This window comes from Dactylosporangium sp. NPDC049140, assembly GCF_040648435.1.
Window position 1 is genome coordinate 12,469 of sequence record NZ_JBEZDS010000041.1, and the last position, 20,523, is coordinate 32,991.

General features: G+C 71.1%; 11 protein-coding genes. 7 read left to right on the top strand and 4 right to left on the bottom strand.

Annotation, left to right across the window (positions count from 1 at the left end):
- Positions 1-132 precede the first annotated feature (132 nt).
- From AB0B76_RS43125 to AB0B76_RS43135, 3 genes are all read left to right on the top strand, one after another.
- Positions 133-486, top strand: coding sequence for a GNAT family N-acetyltransferase (locus tag AB0B76_RS43125; RefSeq protein WP_360386893.1), 354 nt, complete (start codon positions 133-135; stop codon positions 484-486).
- 2 nt (positions 487-488) lie between these two features.
- Positions 489-956, top strand: coding sequence for a GNAT family N-acetyltransferase (locus tag AB0B76_RS43130; RefSeq protein ID WP_360386896.1), 468 nt, complete (start codon positions 489-491; stop codon positions 954-956).
- A gap of 222 nt (positions 957-1,178) precedes the next feature.
- Positions 1,179-2,420: an MFS transporter gene (locus AB0B76_RS43135; RefSeq protein ID WP_360386899.1), complete on the top strand. Its 1,242-nt coding sequence runs from the start codon at positions 1,179-1,181 to the stop codon at positions 2,418-2,420.
- 177 nt (positions 2,421-2,597) lie between these two features.
- On the opposite strand, the gene AB0B76_RS43140 is transcribed toward AB0B76_RS43135, so the two are convergent.
- From AB0B76_RS43140 to AB0B76_RS43155, 4 genes are all read right to left on the bottom strand, one after another.
- Positions 2,598-2,999, bottom strand: coding sequence for a DUF4440 domain-containing protein (locus tag AB0B76_RS43140; RefSeq protein ID WP_360386903.1), 402 nt, complete (start codon positions 2,997-2,999; stop codon positions 2,598-2,600).
- 41 nt (positions 3,000-3,040) lie between these two features.
- Positions 3,041-3,439: a cupin domain-containing protein gene (locus AB0B76_RS43145; RefSeq protein ID WP_360386906.1), complete on the bottom strand. Its 399-nt coding sequence runs from the start codon at positions 3,437-3,439 to the stop codon at positions 3,041-3,043.
- A gap of 455 nt (positions 3,440-3,894) precedes the next feature.
- Positions 3,895-4,869: a PHB depolymerase family esterase gene (locus tag AB0B76_RS43150; RefSeq protein WP_360386908.1), complete on the bottom strand. Its 975-nt coding sequence runs from the start codon at positions 4,867-4,869 to the stop codon at positions 3,895-3,897.
- Positions 4,870-5,021: 152 nt separating this feature from the next.
- Complete coding sequence (locus AB0B76_RS43155) at positions 5,022-6,770, bottom strand: hypothetical protein (RefSeq protein ID WP_360386910.1); 1,749 nt, start codon at positions 6,768-6,770, stop codon at positions 5,022-5,024.
- 569 nt (positions 6,771-7,339) lie between these two features.
- Here AB0B76_RS43155 and AB0B76_RS43160 point away from each other — a divergent pair.
- From AB0B76_RS43160 to AB0B76_RS43175, 4 genes are read left to right on the top strand one after another with little or no spacing between them, the layout of a single operon-like run.
- Positions 7,340-14,650 carry an SDR family NAD(P)-dependent oxidoreductase gene (locus tag AB0B76_RS43160; protein ID WP_360386913.1) on the top strand — a complete coding sequence of 2,437 codons (7,311 nt, stop codon included), beginning with the start codon at positions 7,340-7,342 and terminating at the stop codon, positions 14,648-14,650.
- On the top strand, positions 14,647-19,329 hold the full coding sequence (locus AB0B76_RS43165) for a beta-ketoacyl synthase N-terminal-like domain-containing protein (protein ID WP_360386916.1): 4,683 nt from the start codon (positions 14,647-14,649) through the stop codon (positions 19,327-19,329). Before AB0B76_RS43160 ends, AB0B76_RS43165 begins: the two co-directional genes overlap by 4 nt.
- On the top strand, positions 19,319-19,687 hold the full coding sequence (locus AB0B76_RS43170) for an acyl carrier protein (protein WP_360386919.1): 369 nt from the start codon (positions 19,319-19,321) through the stop codon (positions 19,685-19,687). The genes AB0B76_RS43165 and AB0B76_RS43170 overlap by 11 nt, the downstream gene beginning before the upstream one ends.
- A complete protein-coding gene (locus AB0B76_RS43175; RefSeq protein ID WP_360386922.1) occupies positions 19,684-20,523 on the top strand; it encodes an alpha/beta hydrolase in 840 nt (279 codons plus the stop codon). Before AB0B76_RS43170 ends, AB0B76_RS43175 begins: the two co-directional genes overlap by 4 nt.

A 20,523-nucleotide genomic window follows, 5' to 3' on the forward strand; every position in this document is an offset into this window, starting at 1 on the left:
CATGACCCCGCAGAGCGGGAACTGCGTCGATGGATCGGCCTGCACCTCCGTCGACGACATGCGGCGGGGCGAGTACGACTACCGCCACGGCCCGAGAGCGATCTGATGACCGTCAACGAAGGGATACCCCCCATGACCGACCCGACCGAGCCGACCCGCTACGTCTTCGAGGTCGTTAAGGACGAGGAAGCCGGAATCTACGACGCCGTCGTCGGGGACCGAGAGGTGGCCGGGCTGACCTACGACGTCGCTGGCGACGACCGACTCGTGTTGCAGGCAACCTCGGTGTTCCCCGAATTCCGCAAACAGGGCATCGCCACCGAGCTGATCCGACGTGTGCTGGACGATGTACGCGCGCAAGGCAAGACGGTCACCATCATGTGCCCGATTGTGCGCACCTTCATCGAGAACAACCCCGAGTACGCCGACCTCATCGACCCCGAGCACCCGGGAGCGACCAACAGTCTCCCCCGACAGAACGTGTGACGATGACGATCAATCTTGACGCCGAGGCGGCCACCCGCGAAGAGAACAACGCGGCGCTCGTCGCTGCTCTGGACAAGGCAGGTCTCAGCGAGGTGGAGTCCAGCTGGGGGCTCGATGTCATCAACGACGCGGAGCACGGCCGATGGGTCGCCGTCCTCGGTGCTGACGCCATCGCCGAGCTCACGTATCGGTTCGTGGGCGGCCGTGTCGTGCTGCTGTCGACCTGGGTCGACCACGCCTACCGCAACCATCGGGTGGCGACGGAACTCGTCGCTCGCGTGTTGAACGAGATTCGCGAGAGCGGGAAGAAGATCACCGTCATCTGCCCGGTCGTGGGTGAGTTCATTGCCCGCAACCCGGAATACCTTGATCTCATCGACAAGGTCCATCCCGGGGCCGGCGCCTACCCCCAACACAAACCCGCGGGGGGCAGGGCGACGAGCAGCTCACCGCGTTCGAGCACGACGTGACGTAGCCGTCGGCGTTCGGACGCGGTTCGAGTCGTCCAGCGGGTCCGGGCTGGTCGGCTGCGGAGGGGCATCGGCAACGTCGCGGCCCTCGGCGATGTCGTCGCCGCCTGCAACCCGACCGAAAGGCTGAGGTCTCCCTTCCGGCGTCGTGTGGGTCGCCATCCGGCGCATTCGCGGCCCGGCCTAGTTCAGAACAAGAGAAAGATGCAGAACGTGGCACCTGTGATCAACCAGGTCAGCCAGGGCGGAACGCTCCGGCTGGCTTTCTTATCTGCGGTGGCATCCCTGGCGGCCGCGTTTGCCGCGGTGGGCTCGACGATCCCGCTTTTCAACATCTACCGGGCCGAGGACGGGTTCACCAACGCCGGCATCTCGATGACCGTCGTCGCCTACTCCGCTGCCACTCTCACCACACTGTTGATGACGGGACGGCTGTCCAATCATCTCGGCCGCCGGCCCACCTCGATCGCGAGCCTCGGACTGCTTGTGCTGGGCTGTCTGCTGTTGCTGAACGTGCACGACATCGGCATCCTGATCGCCGGTCGGCTCCTGATGGGCCTCGGGGCCGGGCTGGCCAGCACCAGCCTCACCTCCTACATCGTCGATGCCGCACCGGCCAAGCCGGCCTGGCTGGCCTCCGTCGCCTCCAGCCAGACAGTCATGCTCGGCCTCGCCGTCGGCGCCATAGCCTCCGGAGCCCTGGTCCAGTTCGGCCCCTGGCCACGCGAGCTCATCTACCTAGTTGCCGTCGGCCTCCTCCTCCTGTCTGCCGCACTCGTCGCTGTCAGCCCGGAGACTGCAACTCCGTCGCCGGGCGCTTGGTCGTCATTGCGACCCCACGTCCGCGTACCGGCCCGGGTCAGACATCTGCTCCCCGTCGCGGCAGCGGTGTTCCTGGCCACCTGGGCGACCGGGGCCTTCTACCAGGCCTTCGTGCCAGCTCTCGTCGAAGATCAACTCCACACGCGCAGCCCGCTCGTCCTCGGGCTGGTGTTCGCCGCCTACATGGGTCCCAGTGCTCTCGGTGCTCCCCTCGGCGGCCGGTTCACATCCGCGGCCGCCGAACGCCTCGGCATGATCATCTTCCTGGCCGGATGGATCGGCATCATCATCGCGATCGCCACCGGCACACTGGTACCGTTCATCACCGCAACCATCGTCGCGGGCGCCGGTCAAGGCATCGCCATCAGCGCCGCCACCCGCGGCCTGCTGCGCGGCAGCACCCCGGCCGACCGGGCACCGATCTTCAGCGCGACCTACCTACTCTGCTACAGCGGTGCTGCTATCCCCGCCCTGGCCTCCGGCCAACTCTCCAACACGTTCTCACTGCCGCAGATCGCCCTCGGATACGGCGCACTTGCCCTCGTAGCCACCGTGTTCACTGTCATCGCTGCGCGCAACCCACACCCCGACACGACCGGGAACAGCCCGGCACGTGAGCAATCATGCGCTACTCCGTCATAGCGACGCAGTGCCCGCCTGCAGCAGCAGTCACGGCGGGGGTGAGGCCGCCCGGTCCACCAGGTCGTAGTCTCGCACCACCGCCGCGGTTGACCCAGTCAGATGGGTGGCGTCGGATACAGCTCGACAGTCGTCATGGCGCATCCTCCGATCGCCAAGAACTGCCGTGGCGCACACATGTCAGGCGGGCTGCCGCACCGCCGTACCAAGACGGTTGTCGATCAGGTACCGCCAGAGTCCATCCGTGCCGCGGCGCGCGACATCGCTTGCCGTGCCTTCGACATGCACGTGCTTGCCGTCGGGACCTGTGCCATCAATTGACCAGTCCACCACGATCTCGGCGATATCGCCGGCAACGAACACATGGCGCGCCTTGGCCTCCAGCGGCAGGCCGAGGCTGAGATCGCGCTCGAGTTCGGAAGCGATCTCGGCGCGATCAGTGACGGTTCGCCCGTCGTCCGCGATGAGTACGGCTCCTTCGTACAAGGTCATCATCTCGCTGACATTGCCGGAGTTAAATCGCTCAATCAGCGACGGGATGACGCCTTCGGGTCCAGTGGGGAGTGAATGGGACTCGGACATCGCGGTCTCCTGTTCGTGTTGGTTGAACGCCCTGCTGGGGTTCAGGAGGGCCGGGGTGCCCGCCGGTCGCGGCGCTGTTCGAGCTCTTCGTCGCTGACCAGCGTTTGCATCGGCTGACCTGGCACCATGATCATGGTGGCCAGGAAGCGCAGCCAGGTGTCCGGCCGGGGGTTGGTGGTCTGGTAGTGGATGATGTCGCCGCCCGGCTCGAACACCGCCTCGCCGGCTCGGACCAGTCGCTCCGGCTGGCCCTCCAGTTCGAAGATCATCTCGCCTTCGAGGACGTAGGCGGACAGCGGGCCGGAGTGCCGGTGCGGCGGGATGCCCTCGCCCGGCGGCACCTCGATCAGCACCGTCATGAACTCGGGCGAATCGGGGATGAACGGCGGAGACTCGTCGAGCAGCGTCGTCCGCGTGATGGGGTCCTCGCGCATCGCCATCCTCCAAGGTTCCCGAGGTATCCGGAGCCTCCGGCTCGACACCCATGGTTGCCCCGGCGGTGCTCGGCCGCCCCCATCCAGGCGAGGTGACCGGGGTGTGCCGGACCGCGAGCGATCCCCGGCGCCTCGTGGTCTGGCACACCGGCGCGAACGGTGTGCCCAAGCCGACCTCGCCGACCATTTCAACGGCCGCGACCGCTGCCCGAGTCCGCGACTGCCTCGCCGAACGACCGACGTGCTCGGGCTGCGGGACGCCGGCCCGACCAGGTGTGGCGCAGGTACCGGGAGCGGAATCGAAATGGCCCCTCTTCTTCAATGACAACGTCGATCCGCGAGACGTAGCTGATGTCCCGATCGTGGGTGGACCAGGTGTGGCGTCCAGGGAGGTTGGCCGTCAGGCCGTGTGCCTTGGAGGGCGACCTTCCGCCCCCCAAGGCACCGCGACGGGCCGGGACTCACCCCTTGCGCGGGTGGGTGCTGAAGAACTGCCAGATCGAGTCGGTGGCGTTCAACGCCTGTGACGGTGGCGGCAGCCCGAGCAGTTGCTCCACCGCCGGCATCGGCGTGCCGCCCGGCCACTGGTGGCCGGCGCCGGCGATGGTGATGAGCTCGACGTCGCGCCCGTCCGGGCAGTGCGCCAGCACCGTGGTGACCTCTCCCGCGGTCCGTGTCTGCGGGGCGCCGCACCGGTCGATCGTCCGCCACTTGCCGATCTGGTCGGGCACTGATCCGCCGTCGATCTTGACCGGGATCAGTCCTTGGCCGTCGTTGTTCATTTTTCCCGCACTGCCGTCGTACGGCACCACGTCGTCGCCGGTGCCGTGGACATGGATCACGGAGATCGGTGCCGGCGCCGGGCATTGCCCGAGCTGCTTGCCGGCCACCACCCCGATCGCGGCGAACGTGGTGGTGTCGCAGGCCAACCGGTAGGCGAGCATCCCGCCGTTGGATATTCCGGTGGCGTAGATCCTGGCCGGATCGATCGGCAGTTGGTTCGAGACGTTGGCCACCATGTCACGGATGAATGCCACGTCGTCGACGCCGCCGTGCGCCGACGGCCCGCAGCAGTCGGCGCTCACGACCCAGGATCGCAGGAGCCCGTCCGGGTATGCGACCACGAACCCTTTACGGTCCGCCTCGGCGTTCCAGCCGTACGCCAGCTCCGCCTGGCGGCCGTCACCGAGGGCGCCGTGCAGCATGACCACCAGCGGTACCGGCTTCGACATCGACAGGTTGGCCGGCCGGTAGAGACGGAACGTGCGCTTCGTGCCGGCGACGGTGATGCTGTGGTCGGACGACCCGGCGGCAACGGACGGGCTCCTGGGCTTGACCGCCACCGCCGCGGACCTGGTCGGAGCAGTCGGCGTGGGCGTGCCCTGCCCGGACGGCTGGGCCGCATCGCAGGCGATCAGCACGATGAACACGCTCACGGCCGCCACCGTCAACGCGGTACGCCGGACGGACGCCGCTGTGTTGGTTCTGCGGAACATGAACTTCCCACCTCTCATGGCAGCTCGCAGTTGCTCGCCGGAGCGCCGGCCGGTCGGCGACCTGCGCCGACCGGCCGGCGACCGGACGAGACCTAGCCGAGGCGCCCGGCGGTGGTCTTGAGCCGGACCAGCTCCCAACCGCCCTCGGGCACGTTGTCACCCTTGTCGGTGCGCAGGTTCATCGGGTTGGCCATGCCGAGGTAGATGGCCGATCCGTCCGCCACCATGTTGCGGACCCCGTAACTGAAGTAGTTGCCGAGTCCGGTGGTGTTCACCGGCTTGGCCGGTCCTTGCGGGCTGTCGAACGCCCACAGGTCGGCACCGTACGACTTCGGATCGGGCGTGCCCATTGCGGCCCGGACCCCGCCGAGCGCCGCCGGCGGCGAGTACTTGCTGATGTAGCCCCAGTCCATGGTGCCGACGTACAGCGAGCCGCCGGTGACCACCATCGACCAGGTGTAGGTGTTGTAGGCGTTGCCGAATCCGGCCGCGCCGTACTTGGGCTGGTACCCGGTCGAGGCGAGCTTCCAGGCGCCCGACCCGCTGTTCGCCTTCGGGTCGTAGGTGGGCAGTTGCGACGCCCCGTACAACAGGTCGACCGACGGGCGGCTCTTGTCGAAGCTTCCGGCGCGGAAGATGCTCACCGTGCGCTGCGTGTTCTTGACCGCGAGCGCGCCCTGCTGGTCGTTCGCGGGCTTGTACTGCTTCACCATTGCCGCGGTGGCCTGCAGCGGCACGTGCATGGTTCCCCAGTACAGGTATCCGCCGTAGGAGGCGAGTGAGCCGAGACCGTACGTCCTGGCCACGATGGGGTCAGGCTCGTACTGGTACACGTTCCACACCTGCTTCCAGGTGTTGGCGTCGTCCTTGGTCAGGCCGGGCTTGCCGTTCGCCAGCCGCGCGCTCATCCACACGCCGGCCGCGGTCGACTTGGTGTACCCACCGGCGCTCGGCCAGGTGGTGACGAAGATCCGGCCCTGGTGCACGGCGAGGTCCGCGACCTGCGCCGGCAGGTTGGCCACCACCGTGTACTTGAACGGGTTGGACTTGTCGCCGGTGAAGCGCAGCACCGCGCCCCCGCCCTGGCCCTCCGGGCCCAGGCCGACACCGACGTAGAGCGCGCCGTCGGCCACGACGAAGTGCCGGATGTTGCCGTACGCGTTGAGGCTGGTCGACCCGAGGTACCGGCCCGAGTCGCTGTCGAAGGCGAAGAGGTTGCTGCCCAGCAGGCCCGGTCCGCCCAGCAGCACCACGCCGTTGTTCGAGCCGGCGGCACGGATACCGACGGTCGTGTTGATGCGCAGGTTGTCGGCCCTGGACGCCTTGGTGATGTCGCCGGTCTTGTCGGTCAGCTTCCGCGACGACGTCTGGTAGAGGTACACCTTCGGCGCGCGCCAGTCACCCAGTCCCGCCGCCAGGTCACCCAGTGAACCCCCCAGGCTGCCGGCCTTCTTGCTCATCTGACTGGAGCCGTACTCGCACACGTAGTCATCGTTCAGCGTCGGCGTGGTCTGCGAAAGGCTCGTTCCCAGGGTCAGGCACTGGACGTTGGCGCCAGTTCCGAACCAGACCCGGTCGCCCGTCTTGGTCAGGCCCCACACGTACGACTGGTTCACTTTCGGCTTGCCGTCCTTGCACGGCGGCCCGGCCGGGTACGGCTGACCGATCCCGGCGAAGCACTCGTCCGGTTGGGCTTTGGCGAGCAGTTCCGGCCCCGACGACACCCTCGTCGTCTGGGTTCTGACGGCGCCGTCGGCCGCTTGGCCGACGGTGAGCACCGGAACGGCCGCGAGGATGGCGACGGGGAGCAGAGATCGGGCGATGAACCTGATCCTGTGCATGCTTTTCCTTTCATCAGGTACAGGTCCGTCGGCGGCAGTCGCCGCGGACGTCGAGAACGCTTGCTGTCGAGACAAGGGATCTCTGGACGGGCAGGGGCGGCTGCCGTTTCGTGCGGATGACGGGGCACCGCGAAATACAGCGATGCTCGCAACCCGGGCTGGGCGGCGGCGAAGCCTGCTACATCCGCATGTGCAGCGTTGCGAGTCCGGCTGGGACCACCAGCGAACCGGACGCCCTGCGTCATGCGCGTCTCAGCCCAAGGCATCTACAACCTGGTTTGTACCAGACGGCCGATGCGTGGGCAGGACGATCCGCAAAGAGAGCAAGACCGTTCTGAGTAACCGGGGACAAATACGACCGCCGTGTTATACGAATGATGTGCCGCGGCCGCAGCGCGCTGGAATGCGCCGGGCCGAGCCGGCTACGGACGCCGGCGGCGCGCACGCCAAACGTGAGCTTTTGGCGGATCAGTCAACGGACTTGGCGCACGAGGCTGCGCCGTCGGGCCGGTGTGCACCTGCGTCATCCCAACGCTTGCTGCACATCTGACCCAATCGACAGGAGCTTGATGAGTACTGCATTCGGCGGCAACGATCTGGTCATCGCCGTCAATCCGTGTGGGGCGGTGGAGCCGGGTCCGCGGATCGTGGCGGCCGCGGTTGCCGGCGGCGCGCTGGGGGTCTTCGACCTGGCCGAAGGTGACCGCCGGACGCTGCGAGCGCTGGAAAGGGCGGCGTCGTGGTCGGCCGGGCCGATCGGGGTGCGGGTGCCGGCGGGTTGCATCGCCACGCCGGCCGACGTCCGGCGCGCCGCGAACGACAACGTCACCCTGGTGGTCTTGCCGGCCGGCGGCGGGTGGCCGGTGCGTGAGGCGGCTGAACGGTACCGGGTGCTGGTGGAGGTGAACAGTCGTGCGGAGGCGCGCGCGGCGGCGGCGGCCGGTGCGCACGGGTTGATCGCGCGTGGCTCGGAGGCCGGAGGAAGATCCGGTGAGCTGAGCTCGTTCGTGTTGCTGCAGCAGCTGCTGGCCGATGAGGCGCTGGGTCTGCCGGTGTGGGTGGCGGGTGGCATCGGGCCGCGTACCGCCGCCGCGTGCGTGGTCGGCGGGGCGGCCGGCGTGGTCCTGGACAGCCAGTTGGCGCTGATGCCCGAGTCCGATCTGCCGGAGGACGTGCGGGCCGTGATCGGACGGATGGACGGCTCGGAGACGGTGCTGTGCGACGGCGTCCGGGGCCTGCGCCGCGACAGCCGGTCGGACGGCAGCGGCGAGTTGCTGCCGGTCGGTCAGGACGGCTGGATGGCCGCGGTGTTCCGGCAGCGGTGGGGGAGTACGACGCAGGCGGTGCGCGGCATCCGCGCGGCGATCGAGGCTGCGGCCACGGGCGCCGCGGCGGGTGACGTGCTGGCGCCGGACGCACCATTGGCGCAGGCGTTGGGTGTGCGGATCCCGGTGGCGCAGGGTCCGATGACGCGGGTCAGTGACGTGGCCGGGTTCGCGGGCGCGGTGGCCGATGACGGCGCGCTGCCGTTCATCGCGCTCGCCCTGGCCACCGGCGAACAGTCCCGGCGGATGCTGCGGGAGGCCGCGCGGCAGCTGGGTCAGCGCCCGTGGGGGGTGGGCGTGCTCGGCTTCGCGCCGGAGGAGGTGCGGGCGGCGCAGCTCGCGGCGGTGATGGAGGTCCGGCCGCCGGTCGTGATCATCGCGGGTGGCCGGCCGGCGCAGGCGAAGGCCCTCGAGGCCGAAGGCCTCAACGCGTTCCTGCACGTACCGTCGCCCGGGTTGCTGCGGCAGTTCCTGCGGGCCGGTGCGCGGCGGTTCGTGTTCGAGGGTGGCGAATGCGGCGGGCATGTCGGGCCGCGCACGAGCTTTCCGTTGTGGGAGGCGCAGGCGCTGGCGCTGGAGGAGTTCCTCGACGGCGCGCCGCCCGGGACCGCCGCCCAGGTGCAGGTGTTCTTCGCCGGTGGCATCCACGATGCGCGCTCGGCGGCCATGGTGGCGGCGATGGCGGGGCCGCTGACCCGTCGCGGCGTGCAGGTGGGGGTGTTGATGGGCACCGCGTACCTGTTCACCCGCGAGGCGGTCGAGTTCGGGGCGATCCAGCCGCTGTTCCAGCGCGAGGTGCTGGGGGCGACGGTCACGGCGCTGCTGGAGACGGCGCCCGGGCACGTGACGCGGTGCCTGCACACGCCGTACGTCGACGACTTCCACCGGATGCGCGAGGAGCTGGACGCGGCGGGGGTGGCCGGCCGGCAGGTGTGGGAGCAGCTGGAGATGCTCAACGTCGGCCGGCTCCGGATCGCCAGCAAGGGCAAACGGCGGGAGGGCGACGCGCTGGTCGATGTGGACGAGGCGGGCCAGCACGCCGAGGGAATGTTCATGGCGGGCCAGGTTGCCGTGCTGCGCGACGCGCAGACCACTGTGGCCGCCCTGCATGCCGATGTGACCGTGGGGGCGCAGCGCTTCCACGCCGGACGGATCGCGGCCCTGACGGCGATGCTCGGACCGGACGCCGCGGCGGCCGAGCCCGAGCCGGCGGCACCCCTGGATGTCGCCATCATCGGCATGTCGTGCGTCTTTCCCGGCTCACCGGACCTGCCCGCCTTCTGGCAGACGATCCTCGGCGCCCGCGACGCGGTCACCGAGGTGCCGGCCCAGCGCTGGGCGCCGGACACCTACTACGCGCCCGAGGTGGAGCCGGGGCAGGCGGGCCGGATCAGCGTGTCGAAGTGGGGCGGCTTCATCGCGCCGGTGCCGTTCGACGCGATCGGGCTGGGCATCCCGCCGGCGGCCTTGGCCAGCATCGACCCGGCCCAGCTGCTGGCCCTGGAGGTGGCGCGGCGGGCGCTGGCCGACGCCGGGTACCACTCCGGCTCGGCCGGGGCCGACCATTCGCGGACCGGGGTCGTGTTCGGCGCGGAGGCGGGCAGCGACCTGAGCAACGCGACGGTGATACGCACGACCCTGCCCGCCTACCTGGGTGAGGTGCCGGCAGAGTTGGCGGACGGGCTGCCCGTCGTCACCGAGGACTCGTTTCCCGGCATCCTGACGAACGTGATCTCGGGGAGGGTGGCCAACCGGCTGGATCTGGGCGGACCGAACTTCGCCGTGGATGCCGCCTGCGCGTCCTCGCTGGCGGCGATGGACGCGGCCTGCAAGGAACTGACCACCGGCGGCAGCGACCTCATGATCTGCGGCGCGGTGGATCTGCACAACGGCATCCATGACTACCTCATGTTCAGCTCGGCGCATGCCCTGTCGCCGACCGGGCGGTGCCGCACGTTCGACGCCACCGGCGACGGGATCGCGTTGGGCGAGGGGGTCGCGTGCGTCGTGCTCAAGCGGCTGGCCGACGCCCGGCGCGACGGCGACCGCGTCTACGCGGTGATCAAGGGGGTGGGTGCCTCCAGCGACGGGCGGGCGCTGGGGCTGACCGCCCCGCGGGCCGAGGGGCAGCGCCGGGCACTGGACCGGGCGTACGCGCAGAGCGGCGTCTCGCCGCGGCAGGTAGGTCTGGTCGAGGCGCACGGCACCGGCACGGTGGTCGGTGACCGCACCGAGCTACAGACGTTGACGCGGCTGTTCGTCGAGGCCGGTGCGCAGCCGGGCAGCTGCGCGCTGGGATCGGTCAAGTCGCAGATCGGGCACACCAAGTGCGCCGCCGGTCTCGCCGGGGTGATCAAAGCCGCGCTGGCGCTGCACACCGGGGTGAGGCCGCCGACGATCAACCTGACCCGTCCGAATCCCGCCTGGGACGCGCAGTCCAGCCCGTTCGCGTTCTCCACCTCGGCCCGCCCCTGGCCGGCTCCGGCTGAGCAGCGCATCGCCGGGGTCAGTGCGTTCGGCTTCGGCGGCACCAACTACCACGTGGTGCTCGCCGCGGACCCGCGCACGCCCGAGCCGCGCCACGCTCATGACGAATGGCCGGCCGAGCTGTTCTGTTTCCGCGGCCGGGATCGGACGGCCGCGCACCAGGCGGTCGGCAGACTCGCCGACCTGATGCGCGGCACCGACCGGTACGGCCGGCCATGGCGGCTGCGTGACCTGGCGGCCACGGCCGCCGCGCAGTCCGACCCGCGCTCCGGCTCCGTCCAGGTCGCGATCGTCGCACGCGACGTCGCCGAGCTCGACCAGCTGGTGCGCCGCGCGCTCGCCGGCGAGCACGACCCCGGGCAGGGGCTGATCCAGCCACCATCGGGCACGGCCAGCGGTCAGCTGGCGTTCCTGTTCCCCGGGCAGGGTAGCCAACGCCCGGGCGCCCTGGCCGAGCTGTTCGTCGCCTTTCCCGAGTTGCGCGAGTACCTCGAGCTCGCGCCCGAGTACGCGGATCTGCTGTTCCCGCCTGCCGCGTTCGATGCGACCACCGAACGCGACCAGCAGCAGCGCCTCCGCGACACCCGAGTGGCTCAACCCGTGCTCGGTATCGAAGGACTCGCTGTCGGCCATCTGCTGCGCCGGCTGGACATCTGTCCGGACGTCGCCGCCGGACACAGCTACGGCGAGCTCGTCGCGCTCTGCGTGGCCGGTGCCTACGACCCGCCGACGTTGCTACAGCTCAGCCGGCGGCGGGCCGAAGCGATCCTCGGCGCCGCCGGTGACGATCCGGGCACCATGGCCGCGGTCAGCGCCACCGCCGGGCAGATCGCCACGGTCCTCGACGACGCCGGCCTTACCGACCAGGTCGTCCTGGCCAACCAGAACTCCCTGACCCAGCAGGTGATCTCCGGCCCGACCGCCGCGGTACAGGCGGCGATCACCGCGTTGCAGGCGGCCGGCCTGACGACACATCGGCTCAGCGTTGCCTGCGCCTTCCACAGCCCGGTCGTTGCCGGCGCCGTGGAGCGCTTCGCAGCGGTGCTCGCCGACCAGCCGGTCGCACCACCGGCCATCGCCGTGTGGTCGAACCGCACCGCCGGGGCCTACCCCGCGAATGCCGAGGAGGTCCGGGACGAGCTCGCCGCCCAGGTCGGCGCGCCGGTTCGGTTCGCCGAACAGATCGAGGCCATGTACGCCGCCGGCGTCCGGATCTTCGTCGAAACCGGCCCGGGGCAGGTACTCACCCGCCTGGTGCAGGCCATCCTCACCGATCGGCCACACCTCGCGATCGCGTGCGACCGGAACACCGGCGAAGGGCTCCGCGACGTGCTCACCGCGGTGGCGCAACTGGCCTGCGCCGGCGTACCGGTGCAGAGCGGCTGGCTGTTCCACGGCCGCGACAACGTCGAGGCCGCCCCGACCGGACCCGATGACCGTCCCTTCTGGACGGTGGACGGCCAACTGGTCCGCGACCGCGACGGCAACTGCATCCCCGGCGGGTTGAGGCCCCCACGACGTATCAAGGAGCTGTTTATGACCGCAACGACCAAGCCCGCCGCCGGCGACCCCGACAACCGGGCCGGGCGACGAGGCCCGGACGAGCTGCTCGCCGAGTTCCTCCGGACGTATCGCGAGCTGATCGCCTCCCAGCGCGACGTCATGCTCGCCTACCTTGGCAACGACATAAGCGATGGATACGGCCCGGTGGACACCGTCGCGGGACCGCCGCTGCCCCCGCCGCCACCGTCGACGCCGGCACCGGTTGCGGCGAGTCCGCACAGGCCGGTGTCGCCCGTGCCCGCCCCGGCCGGCCCGCCCGTGTCCGCCCCGGCCGGCCCGCCCGTGTCCGCCGTGCGGGCGCCGGTGTTCACCGCGTCCAGCAATGGCAGCGCGACGGCCTCGCTGGTGGCGCAGGCACCGAAGCTCGACTTCCACGGTGCGGTGCTGGCGGTGCTGAGCGAGCGGACCGGGTACCCGGTCGATTTGATCGATCTCGATCTGGACCTGGAGGCCGACCTCAGTATCGACTCCATCAAGCGGGCGGAGGTGGCCGGGGACGTGGCGGCCCGGCTGGGGCTGTCGGCCGAGGGCGACGACTCGCAGCTGGAGGAGCTGGTCAAGGCCCGGACCGTGCGCACCATGGTCGGCTGGCTCACGACCCGGGTGAACGGCGCGCTGCCGGCACCGGCCGCGGACACCGTCGTCCGCCCGGCGCCCGACGTACCCCTTCCCCGGACCGGCACGCCGGCACCCGTCGTCGCCGTGCCGGCCGCGTCGGACTTCCAGGGTGCGGTGCTGGCGGTGCTGAGCGAGCGGACCGGGTACCCGGTCGATTTGATCGATCTCGATCTGGACCTGGAGGCCGACCTCAGTATCGACTCCATCAAGCGGGCGGAGGTGGCCGGGGACGTGGCGGCCCGGCTGGGGCTGTCGGCCGAGGGCGACGACTCGCAGCTGGAGGAGCTGGTCAAGGCCCGGACCGTGCGCACCATGGTCGGCTGGCTCACGACCCGGGTGAACGGCGGGCTGCCGGCACCGGCGGCGGAGACGCTGTCCATACCCACGCAGGATCGAACCGAGGCACCGGCCGGCGGTGACACGCGGCCGGGCGTCGCGCCGACGCGCATGCTCCCCGCCCTTGTTCTCGTCACGGATCCGCAGGTCCAACCGGCGGCGGCGCTCGCGGGGGCGACGCTGCTGGTCACCGGGGCCGGTCCGGTGGCCGAACCCGTGGTCGAGCTGCTGCGCCGGCACGGGGCGACCGTCCACACCGGCACGGTGGCCGAGCCGGGCACCGTCGACACGGCGGACGGGCTCGTCCTGCTCAACGGGCTGGCCGGTGGACCGGCGCCGCTGCTGCCGGAGGTGTTCGGGTTGATCAAGCAGGTCCTGGCCGGCGGGCCGCGCTACCTGCTGGCGGCCGTCGACGCGAACGCCGGTGCCGTCGCGGACGGGCTGCGCGGCCTGTTCCGCACCATCGCCCGGGAGTATCCGTCGACCGCCGTGCGGCTGGTCGCCGTGGACGCCACGGAACCCGCGGACCGGCTTGCTCAGCAGATCGTCGACGAGTTGCTCGCCGAGGACGACGTCCCGGTGGTACACCGCGGCGGTGGCGCGCGCAGCGCGTACGAGCTGGTGCCGGCGATCCTCGGGCCGCTCGCGGCCGGTGGCGCCGGCCCGGCGGGAGACGGTGCGGCCGAAGCCCGCGCGATCGGTCTGGACCGCAACGCCGTGGTGGTGCTGGTGGGCGGCGCACGGGGCATCACCTCCTGGTTCGCCCGTGCGCTCGCGTCGGCCGCCGGGTGCCGCATCGAGCTGGTCGGCCGGACCCCGATGCCGGACGGACCGGAGGATCCGGCGTTCACGGCGGCCACGGACGCAGTTGCGTTGCGGGCGGCGCTCGCGCGCCAGGGCGTCGCCCCGCCGGCGGAGATCGCCCGCCGGGCTCAGGCGATCCTGGCTGGGCGAGAGGTCGAGGCCACCCTGCGGGAGCTGCGCGATGCGGGCGCCCAGGTGCGCTACCACAGTCTCGACGTCCGCGACGCACAGGCGACCGACCGGCTCATCACTGCGATCCATGGCGAGTACGGCCGCATCGACGGGCTGGTGTACGCCGCCGGTGTGATCGACGACAAGCTGATCGCCGACAAGGAGCCGGAGTCGTTCGCCCGGGTCTTCGACACCAAGGTGGCGGGCGCCCGGGCCGTTCTGGGCGCGCTGGACGGGCTCAGCGGCGCGCCGAAATTCGTGGTGTTCTTCGGCAGCGTCGCGGCGACGCACGGCAACCGCGGCCAGGCCGACTACGCCGCCGCCAACGATGCCCTGGACGCGATGGGAGCACGCTGGGCGGCCGGCTCGGGCAACCGCTGCCTGACCGTCCACTGGGGACCATGGGCGCCGGCCGAAGGCCACAGCGGCATGGTCACCGCGGAACTGAGCCGGGAGTATGCCCGGCGCGGCATAGCGCTCATCGACCCCGAGGAAGGCGCGCTGAGCCTGCTGGGCGAGCTGGCCTGGGGTGATCCGGCGATCACCTCCGTCGTCTACACCGCGTCGGGCTGGTGACCGCGTTGCACGGCGACCAGACAGCCATCGTGGGTATGGCGGCGCTGCTGCCCGGCGCGGGTGACCTGGACGGCTACTGGCGCAATCTGGTCGAGGGCGTCGACGCGATCAGCGAGGTGCCGCCGGCCAGGTGGGATGCCGAGTTCTATGACCCGGCGCAGGCGCACCGTCCGGACCGCGTGTACTGCCGGCGCGGCGGGTTCGTCGACGAGCTGGCCACGTTCGAGCCGCTGCAGTTCGGCATCATGCCGGCTTCGATCGCCGACATCGACCCGGATCAGCTCATCACGCTGCGGGTGGCTGCGGCTGCCATCGAGGATGCGGGTGGTGCGGACCGGCTGCCCGCCGGCGACCGGGTCGGTGTGATCATCGGCCGGGGCGGCTTCTTCAGCCCGGGCCAGGTCCGGCACAATCAGCGGGTCCGGATGCCCAGCCAGGTGATCCAGGTGCTCCGGGAGCTAATTCCCGACCTGCCGGAGAGCCGGCTCGAGGCGGTACGGCAGAGGCTCGACGAGCGGCTCGGCAAGCACCAGCCGGAGGGCCCGGTCGGGGTGGTGCCGAATCTCGCCGCGTCCAGGGTTGCCAACCGGCTCAACCTGCGCGGCCCCGCATATGTGTTGGACGCCGCCTGCGCCTCGTCGCTGGTCGCGGTCGATCACGCGATCTCCGAACTGAGCAGAGGCCGGCTCGACGCGGTGCTCGCCGGCGGCGTCCACCACGTACACGACGTCGCCCTCTGGTCGGTCTTCGGCCAGCTCGGCGCGCTGTCCCGGCGCGGCGAGATCCGACCGTTCGACCGCGCGGCGGACGGGCTGCTGATGGGCGAGGGCACCGGAATCGTCGTACTCAAGCGGCTGGCCGACGCGCTGCGCGACGGCGATCGGATCTATGCGGTGATCCGGGGCAGCGGGGTGTCCAGCGACGGTCGCGCCGCCAGCATGGTCAACCCGGCCACCGCCGGGCAGGCGCTCGCGATCGGGCGGGCCTGGGCGGGCGCCGGCCTCGACCCCACCGCGCCGGACGCGCTGGGCCTGCTGGAGGCGCACGGGACCGCCACGCCGATCGGCGACGCCGCCGAACTCGACACGATCGCCGAGGTGTTCGGCGCCCACGCCGGAGGCCCGAAGCCGGTGCTCGGCTCGGTCAAGTCGATGATCGGGCACGCCATGCCCGCAGCCGGCATCGCGGGGCTGATCAAGGCGGCCCTGGCCGTGTACCGCGGCGTGCTGCTGCCCACCCTGCACTGCGACGATCCGCGGCCGGAGCTGGCGCGGACCCGGTTCGCCCCGATCGGTTCCGCTCGGCCGTGGGAGAGCGAGGGACCGCGTCGCGCGGGCGTCAACGCCTTCGGCTTCGGCGGCATCAACGCCCACGTCATCCTGGAGGAAGCGCCGGACGCGGTGGCGGCCCGTCGCGGCGGCACGGGCTCGACCGGGCCCGTGCCGTTGCCCGCCGCGTCGGTCGACGTCGAGGAGCCGGACGAGATGCTGTGGCTCGCCGCACCGGACCCGGCCGCGCTGGCCCGCCTGCTCGACGCGGACGACACCACCGTTCGCGCCCGTGGCGCCGACAGGGCCCGGCAGGCCCGTCCTGCCGCTGGCGCCCGCGTCGAGGCCGACGACGAGAGCTGCCGGATCGGCATCGTCAACCCGGACGCCAAGCGCCTGGCCACCGCCCGTCTCGCCGTCGCGAGAGGGCAATCCTGGCGCGGCGCCCGTGACATCTGGTTCAGCCCGGCACCGCTGCTGGCCGGCGCGGCCCCCGGCCGCCTCGCCTTCGTGTTCCCCGGGCCGGAGGCGGAGTTCCGCCCCCGCACTGCCGACATTGCGGCACACTTCGGCCTGCCCGACCGGCAGTGGTCCGCCGCCGACCTGGGCCGGCACAGCGGCGGCCTGGTCGAGCTGGGCCGGCTGCTCAACGACGCCCTGCATCGCATCGGGATCACCCCGGACGCGGTCGCCGGGTACAGCATCGGGGAGTGGACCGCCGCGGTAACGAGCGGGCAGGTCAGTGTCTCCTCCATCGACGAGGTCATCGCCGCGCTCAACCCGGCGTCGGTAGAGGTGCCCGGCCGCGCATTCGCCGTCGTCGGGTGCGCGGCCGAGCAGATCATCCCGCGGCTGGAGCGCTACCAAGGGGTGGCCCTCTCGCATGACAACGCGCCCGCACAGTGCATCGTCAACGGTCCGGAGAGCGAGATCGACCGGCTGGTCGAAGCGCTGCGCGGCGACGGCCTCGTCTGCCAGAAGCTGCCGTTCCGCTCCGCCTTCCACACCCCGCTGTTCGCCTCCGGGCTGGAGTCGATCGGCGCCGCGCTGCGCCGCTGGCAGGTCCACCCCGCACGAGTACCCGTCTGGTCGGCCACCCTCAAGGCGCCGTCGCCCAGCGATCCGGCCGGCGTGCGCGAGATGTCGATCCGGCACATGCTCGAACCGGTCTGGTTCCGCGAAACCGTGCAGGCGATGTACGACGCCGGGTTCCGGGTGTTCCTGCAGGTCGGCGTCGGGCAGCTGGCCTCGGTCATCGACGACAACCTGCGCGGCCGCGAGCACCTCGCCGTGCCCGTCAACGTCGCCCACCGCGCTGGCCTGAACCAGCTGCGCCGGGTCGCCACGGCACTGTGGGTCGAAGGCGCCGCACCTGATCCGCGGGCTCTGTATCCACGAGGCACGGCTTCCGTACAGGCCGCGGCGCCCGCCGCCCGGCCACCCGCCCGCCGCGGCCCGATCACGCGGCTCGACCTGGGCGTCCCGCTGATCCACCTCGGCGAGGGAGCCGAGGATCTGCTCGGCATGCCGGCGCGGGCCGCCGAGCCGGCCGGCGATCGGGGCGCGGGGCCGGCCGCCGTGGCGACGCATGCCGCGGTGCCCGCGGTGCGGACGCATGCCGCGGTGCCGGCGCCGCGATCGCCAGCCCTGGCCACGCTGCGCAAGCTCGCGGGGCGGTCGAGCGCCGCCGCTGAGCTCGCATCGCTGCTGGACGGCGCAACGGATGGCGCAACGCACGGCGTGGCCATCGGCGACCCGGTACCCGGCGGCGGAGCCGGCCACGCCTCGCGGCCGCTGCCGCCGGATGTCCACCGCACGGTCCTGCGGGTCGCCCTCGACACGATGCCGTACCTGCACGACCACTGCTTCTTCGCCCAGCCCGACGACTGGCCCCATCCGGAGGACCGCTGGCCCGTCGTGCCGGCCACCACAGTCGTACAACACATGATGGACGCCGCCCAGCAGGCGGTCCCCGGCATGCGGGTGGTCGGCGTACACGACGCCCGGTTCAACCGCTGGTGTGTCGCCGCGCCGGCACAGGACGTCGAGATCACCGTCAAGGCCACCGCACCCGGCCGGCTTGCGGTGACCTTCGGTGCCTACGCCCGGTCCACGATCGAGGTGGCGCCGGATTACCCGGCCGAGCGTCCGGAGGTGTGGCGACACGACCCGGCCACGGAACGGCCGCCGCGGTTCAATGCCGAGCAGATGTACGCCGAACGGATCGTGTTCCACGGACCCCGGTTCCAAGGCTTGACCGCGGTCGATGCCCTGGGCGACATGCACGTCCGCGGCGTCCTGACCGCCCTGACCCCGCCCGGCGCGCTGCTCGACAACGCGTCCCAACTCATGGGCAACTGGCTCTTCACGACGCAGCCGTTCATCGCGTTGCCGGTCGGGATCGGACGTGCACGGTTCTTCGGACCGTCACCGGCGCCGGATGCGGCGGTCGACTGCGTCGTCCGGGTGCGCTCGGTCGACGATGCCCAACTCGTCTTCGACACGCAGCTCGCCGTCGACGGCCGGGTATGGGCGCAGCTCGACGGATGCGTCCACCGGCCGTTCGTCAGCCACCCCGCAATCCGGCCCGCCGAGCGCTTCCCGGGGCGCCATCCACTGTCGGTGCGCCAGCCGGAGGGGTGGACCGTAGCGTTCGACCGCTGGCCCGACCTGGTCACCCGTGGCCTGGCCGCGCGCGGCATCCTCGGCGCCGGGGGCGTCGCCGAGTACGAGCGGCAGCCGCTCAAGGCGCGCAAGCAGTGGCTGCTGGGCCGGATCGCGGTCAAGGACGCTGTGCGCTTCGGACTGTGGGACGACGGCCACACCGACGTCTACCCGATCGAGCTGACGGTCAGCAACGACCCGAACGGGCGGCCCCGGGTGCGCGCGCGCTCCGGCCGTGGCTATCGCGACTGTGACGTCTCACTCGCCCACATCGCCGACGTCGCCGTCGCGATCGCGAAGCCACGCACACCCGGAGCACCGATCGACGCCCCCGGCGTCGGCATCGACGTTGCCGAGATCACCGACTATGCGGACAGCACGATCGCGTTCGCGCTGTCCGACGCCGAACGGCGGTTGCTCGACTCGAAGGTGACCTCCGGCGAAGACCAGCGCCTGTGGTTCGCCCGCTTCTGGGCCGCGAAAGAGGCCGCCGCCAAAGCGGATGGCACCGGCCTGGACGGCAACCCCCAGCGGTTCAAGCTCGTGGCCGCCACGCCGGCTGCGCTGACCGTGCAGGTCGCCGACCGCATCTACCTGGTCGCCTATCGAGAAGTCTCCAACCCCGAGGGCCTGCCGCCACGACGCTACGTCGTCGGCTGGACCTGGGGACCAGAGCCCGTCCACCCAACCGGTCGCCGTAGCGGCGCCAACCACGAACCAAGAGAAGGGACATCTCATGTCTGCTGACCGGACCACGATCCTTGCCGAGATCGCCGCGCTGCTGCACGCGGTCCGCGACCACGCCGGAGTCGACGGCGAGATCACGATGTCGACCAGATTCTCCGACGACCTGGAGATGGAGAGCATCGACATGGTCTCCGTCGCCGGCCGCCTGCAGGGCCGGTACGGCGACACGGTCAACTTCGCCCACTTCGTGGCCAGCCTCGACCTTGACTCGCTGCGGGACCTGACGGTCGGCCAGCTCGTCGAGTATGTCGCCGCCTCGCTCGACAAGGCGGAGGCCGGCACCGGCAACACGGAGGCAGGACTCGGCAGCGTGAGCGACGCGCACACCGGCGTCGGCAAGGTGGGTACGCCAGCATGAGCATGGTGCTGGCCAATGGCCTGTCCATGCACGTGGAACAGCTTGCCCCGCCCGAACCGGCGTCCGGCGCGCGGAGCACCGCCCCGACCGCCGTGCTGATTCACGGTCTGGCCCTGGACACCTTGGCCAGCTGGTACCTCACCCTGTCCCACCCCCTCGCCGCCGCCGGTTTCGACGTGGTCATGTATGACCTACGCGGCCACGGACGCACGCAACGCCTGCCGGAGGGCTACGCGCTGGACGACTTCGTCGACGACCTGGCGGCGCTGCTGGCTACGCTGGACATCACCGGCCCGGTCCACCTGTTCGGCAACTCATTCGGCGGCACGATCGCGTTCGGCTACGCGGCGCGCCACCCCGAACGGGTCGCCACCATCGCGACGATCGAGGCCATGCCGCCTACCGCGGTCTGGCTCAGGCTCGTGCCCCGGTGGATCGGCAACGCCGCCGCGTACCTGCAGCGTGAGCACGCGCTCGCCGGGAGCAACCCCGGACGCGGAGAGCGCGCCAGCCGGTGGGCCAAGACCATTGGCGAAGTGCTCGCGGCGACGACACTCGCCCGCGACGTGCCGGCCAGCCGGCTGCCGGCGGAGGAGCGCATCGCCGCGATCCGGTGCCCGGTCCTGTGCATCTTCGGCGGCGAGTCAGCCGTGGACGAGGCGACCACCGACATACGCCGGCTGCTTCCGCGGGCACGAATCGTCACCGTGCCCGGCCAAAGGCACTCCGTCCTCGTCGACCAGCCGAACAACATCCGCGACATCATCCTGCCCTGGCTGCGCGAAGCCGGCGGGCAGCACTGCGACGATCACCAACTGGCACGCATCGACCACTAG

Bases quoted from the DNA above. Each gene is read 5' to 3' on its own strand.
- AB0B76_RS43170 (WP_360386919.1), top strand. From the start codon at position 19,319: ATGTCTGCTGACCGGACCACGATCCTTGCCGAGATCGCCGCGCTGCTG.
- AB0B76_RS43130 (WP_360386896.1), top strand. From the start codon at position 489: ATGACGATCAATCTTGACGCCGAGGCGGCCACCCGCGAAGAGAACAAC.
- AB0B76_RS43145 (WP_360386906.1), bottom strand. From the start codon at position 3,439: ATGGCGATGCGCGAGGACCCCATCACGCGGACGACGCTGCTCGACGAG.
- AB0B76_RS43125 (WP_360386893.1), top strand. From the start codon at position 133: ATGACCGACCCGACCGAGCCGACCCGCTACGTCTTCGAGGTCGTTAAG.
- AB0B76_RS43160 (WP_360386913.1), top strand. From the start codon at position 7,340: ATGAGTACTGCATTCGGCGGCAACGATCTGGTCATCGCCGTCAATCCG.
- AB0B76_RS43155 (WP_360386910.1), bottom strand. From the start codon at position 6,770: ATGCACAGGATCAGGTTCATCGCCCGATCTCTGCTCCCCGTCGCCATC.
- AB0B76_RS43140 (WP_360386903.1), bottom strand. From the start codon at position 2,999: ATGTCCGAGTCCCATTCACTCCCCACTGGACCCGAAGGCGTCATCCCG.
- AB0B76_RS43175 (WP_360386922.1), top strand. From the start codon at position 19,684: ATGAGCATGGTGCTGGCCAATGGCCTGTCCATGCACGTGGAACAGCTT.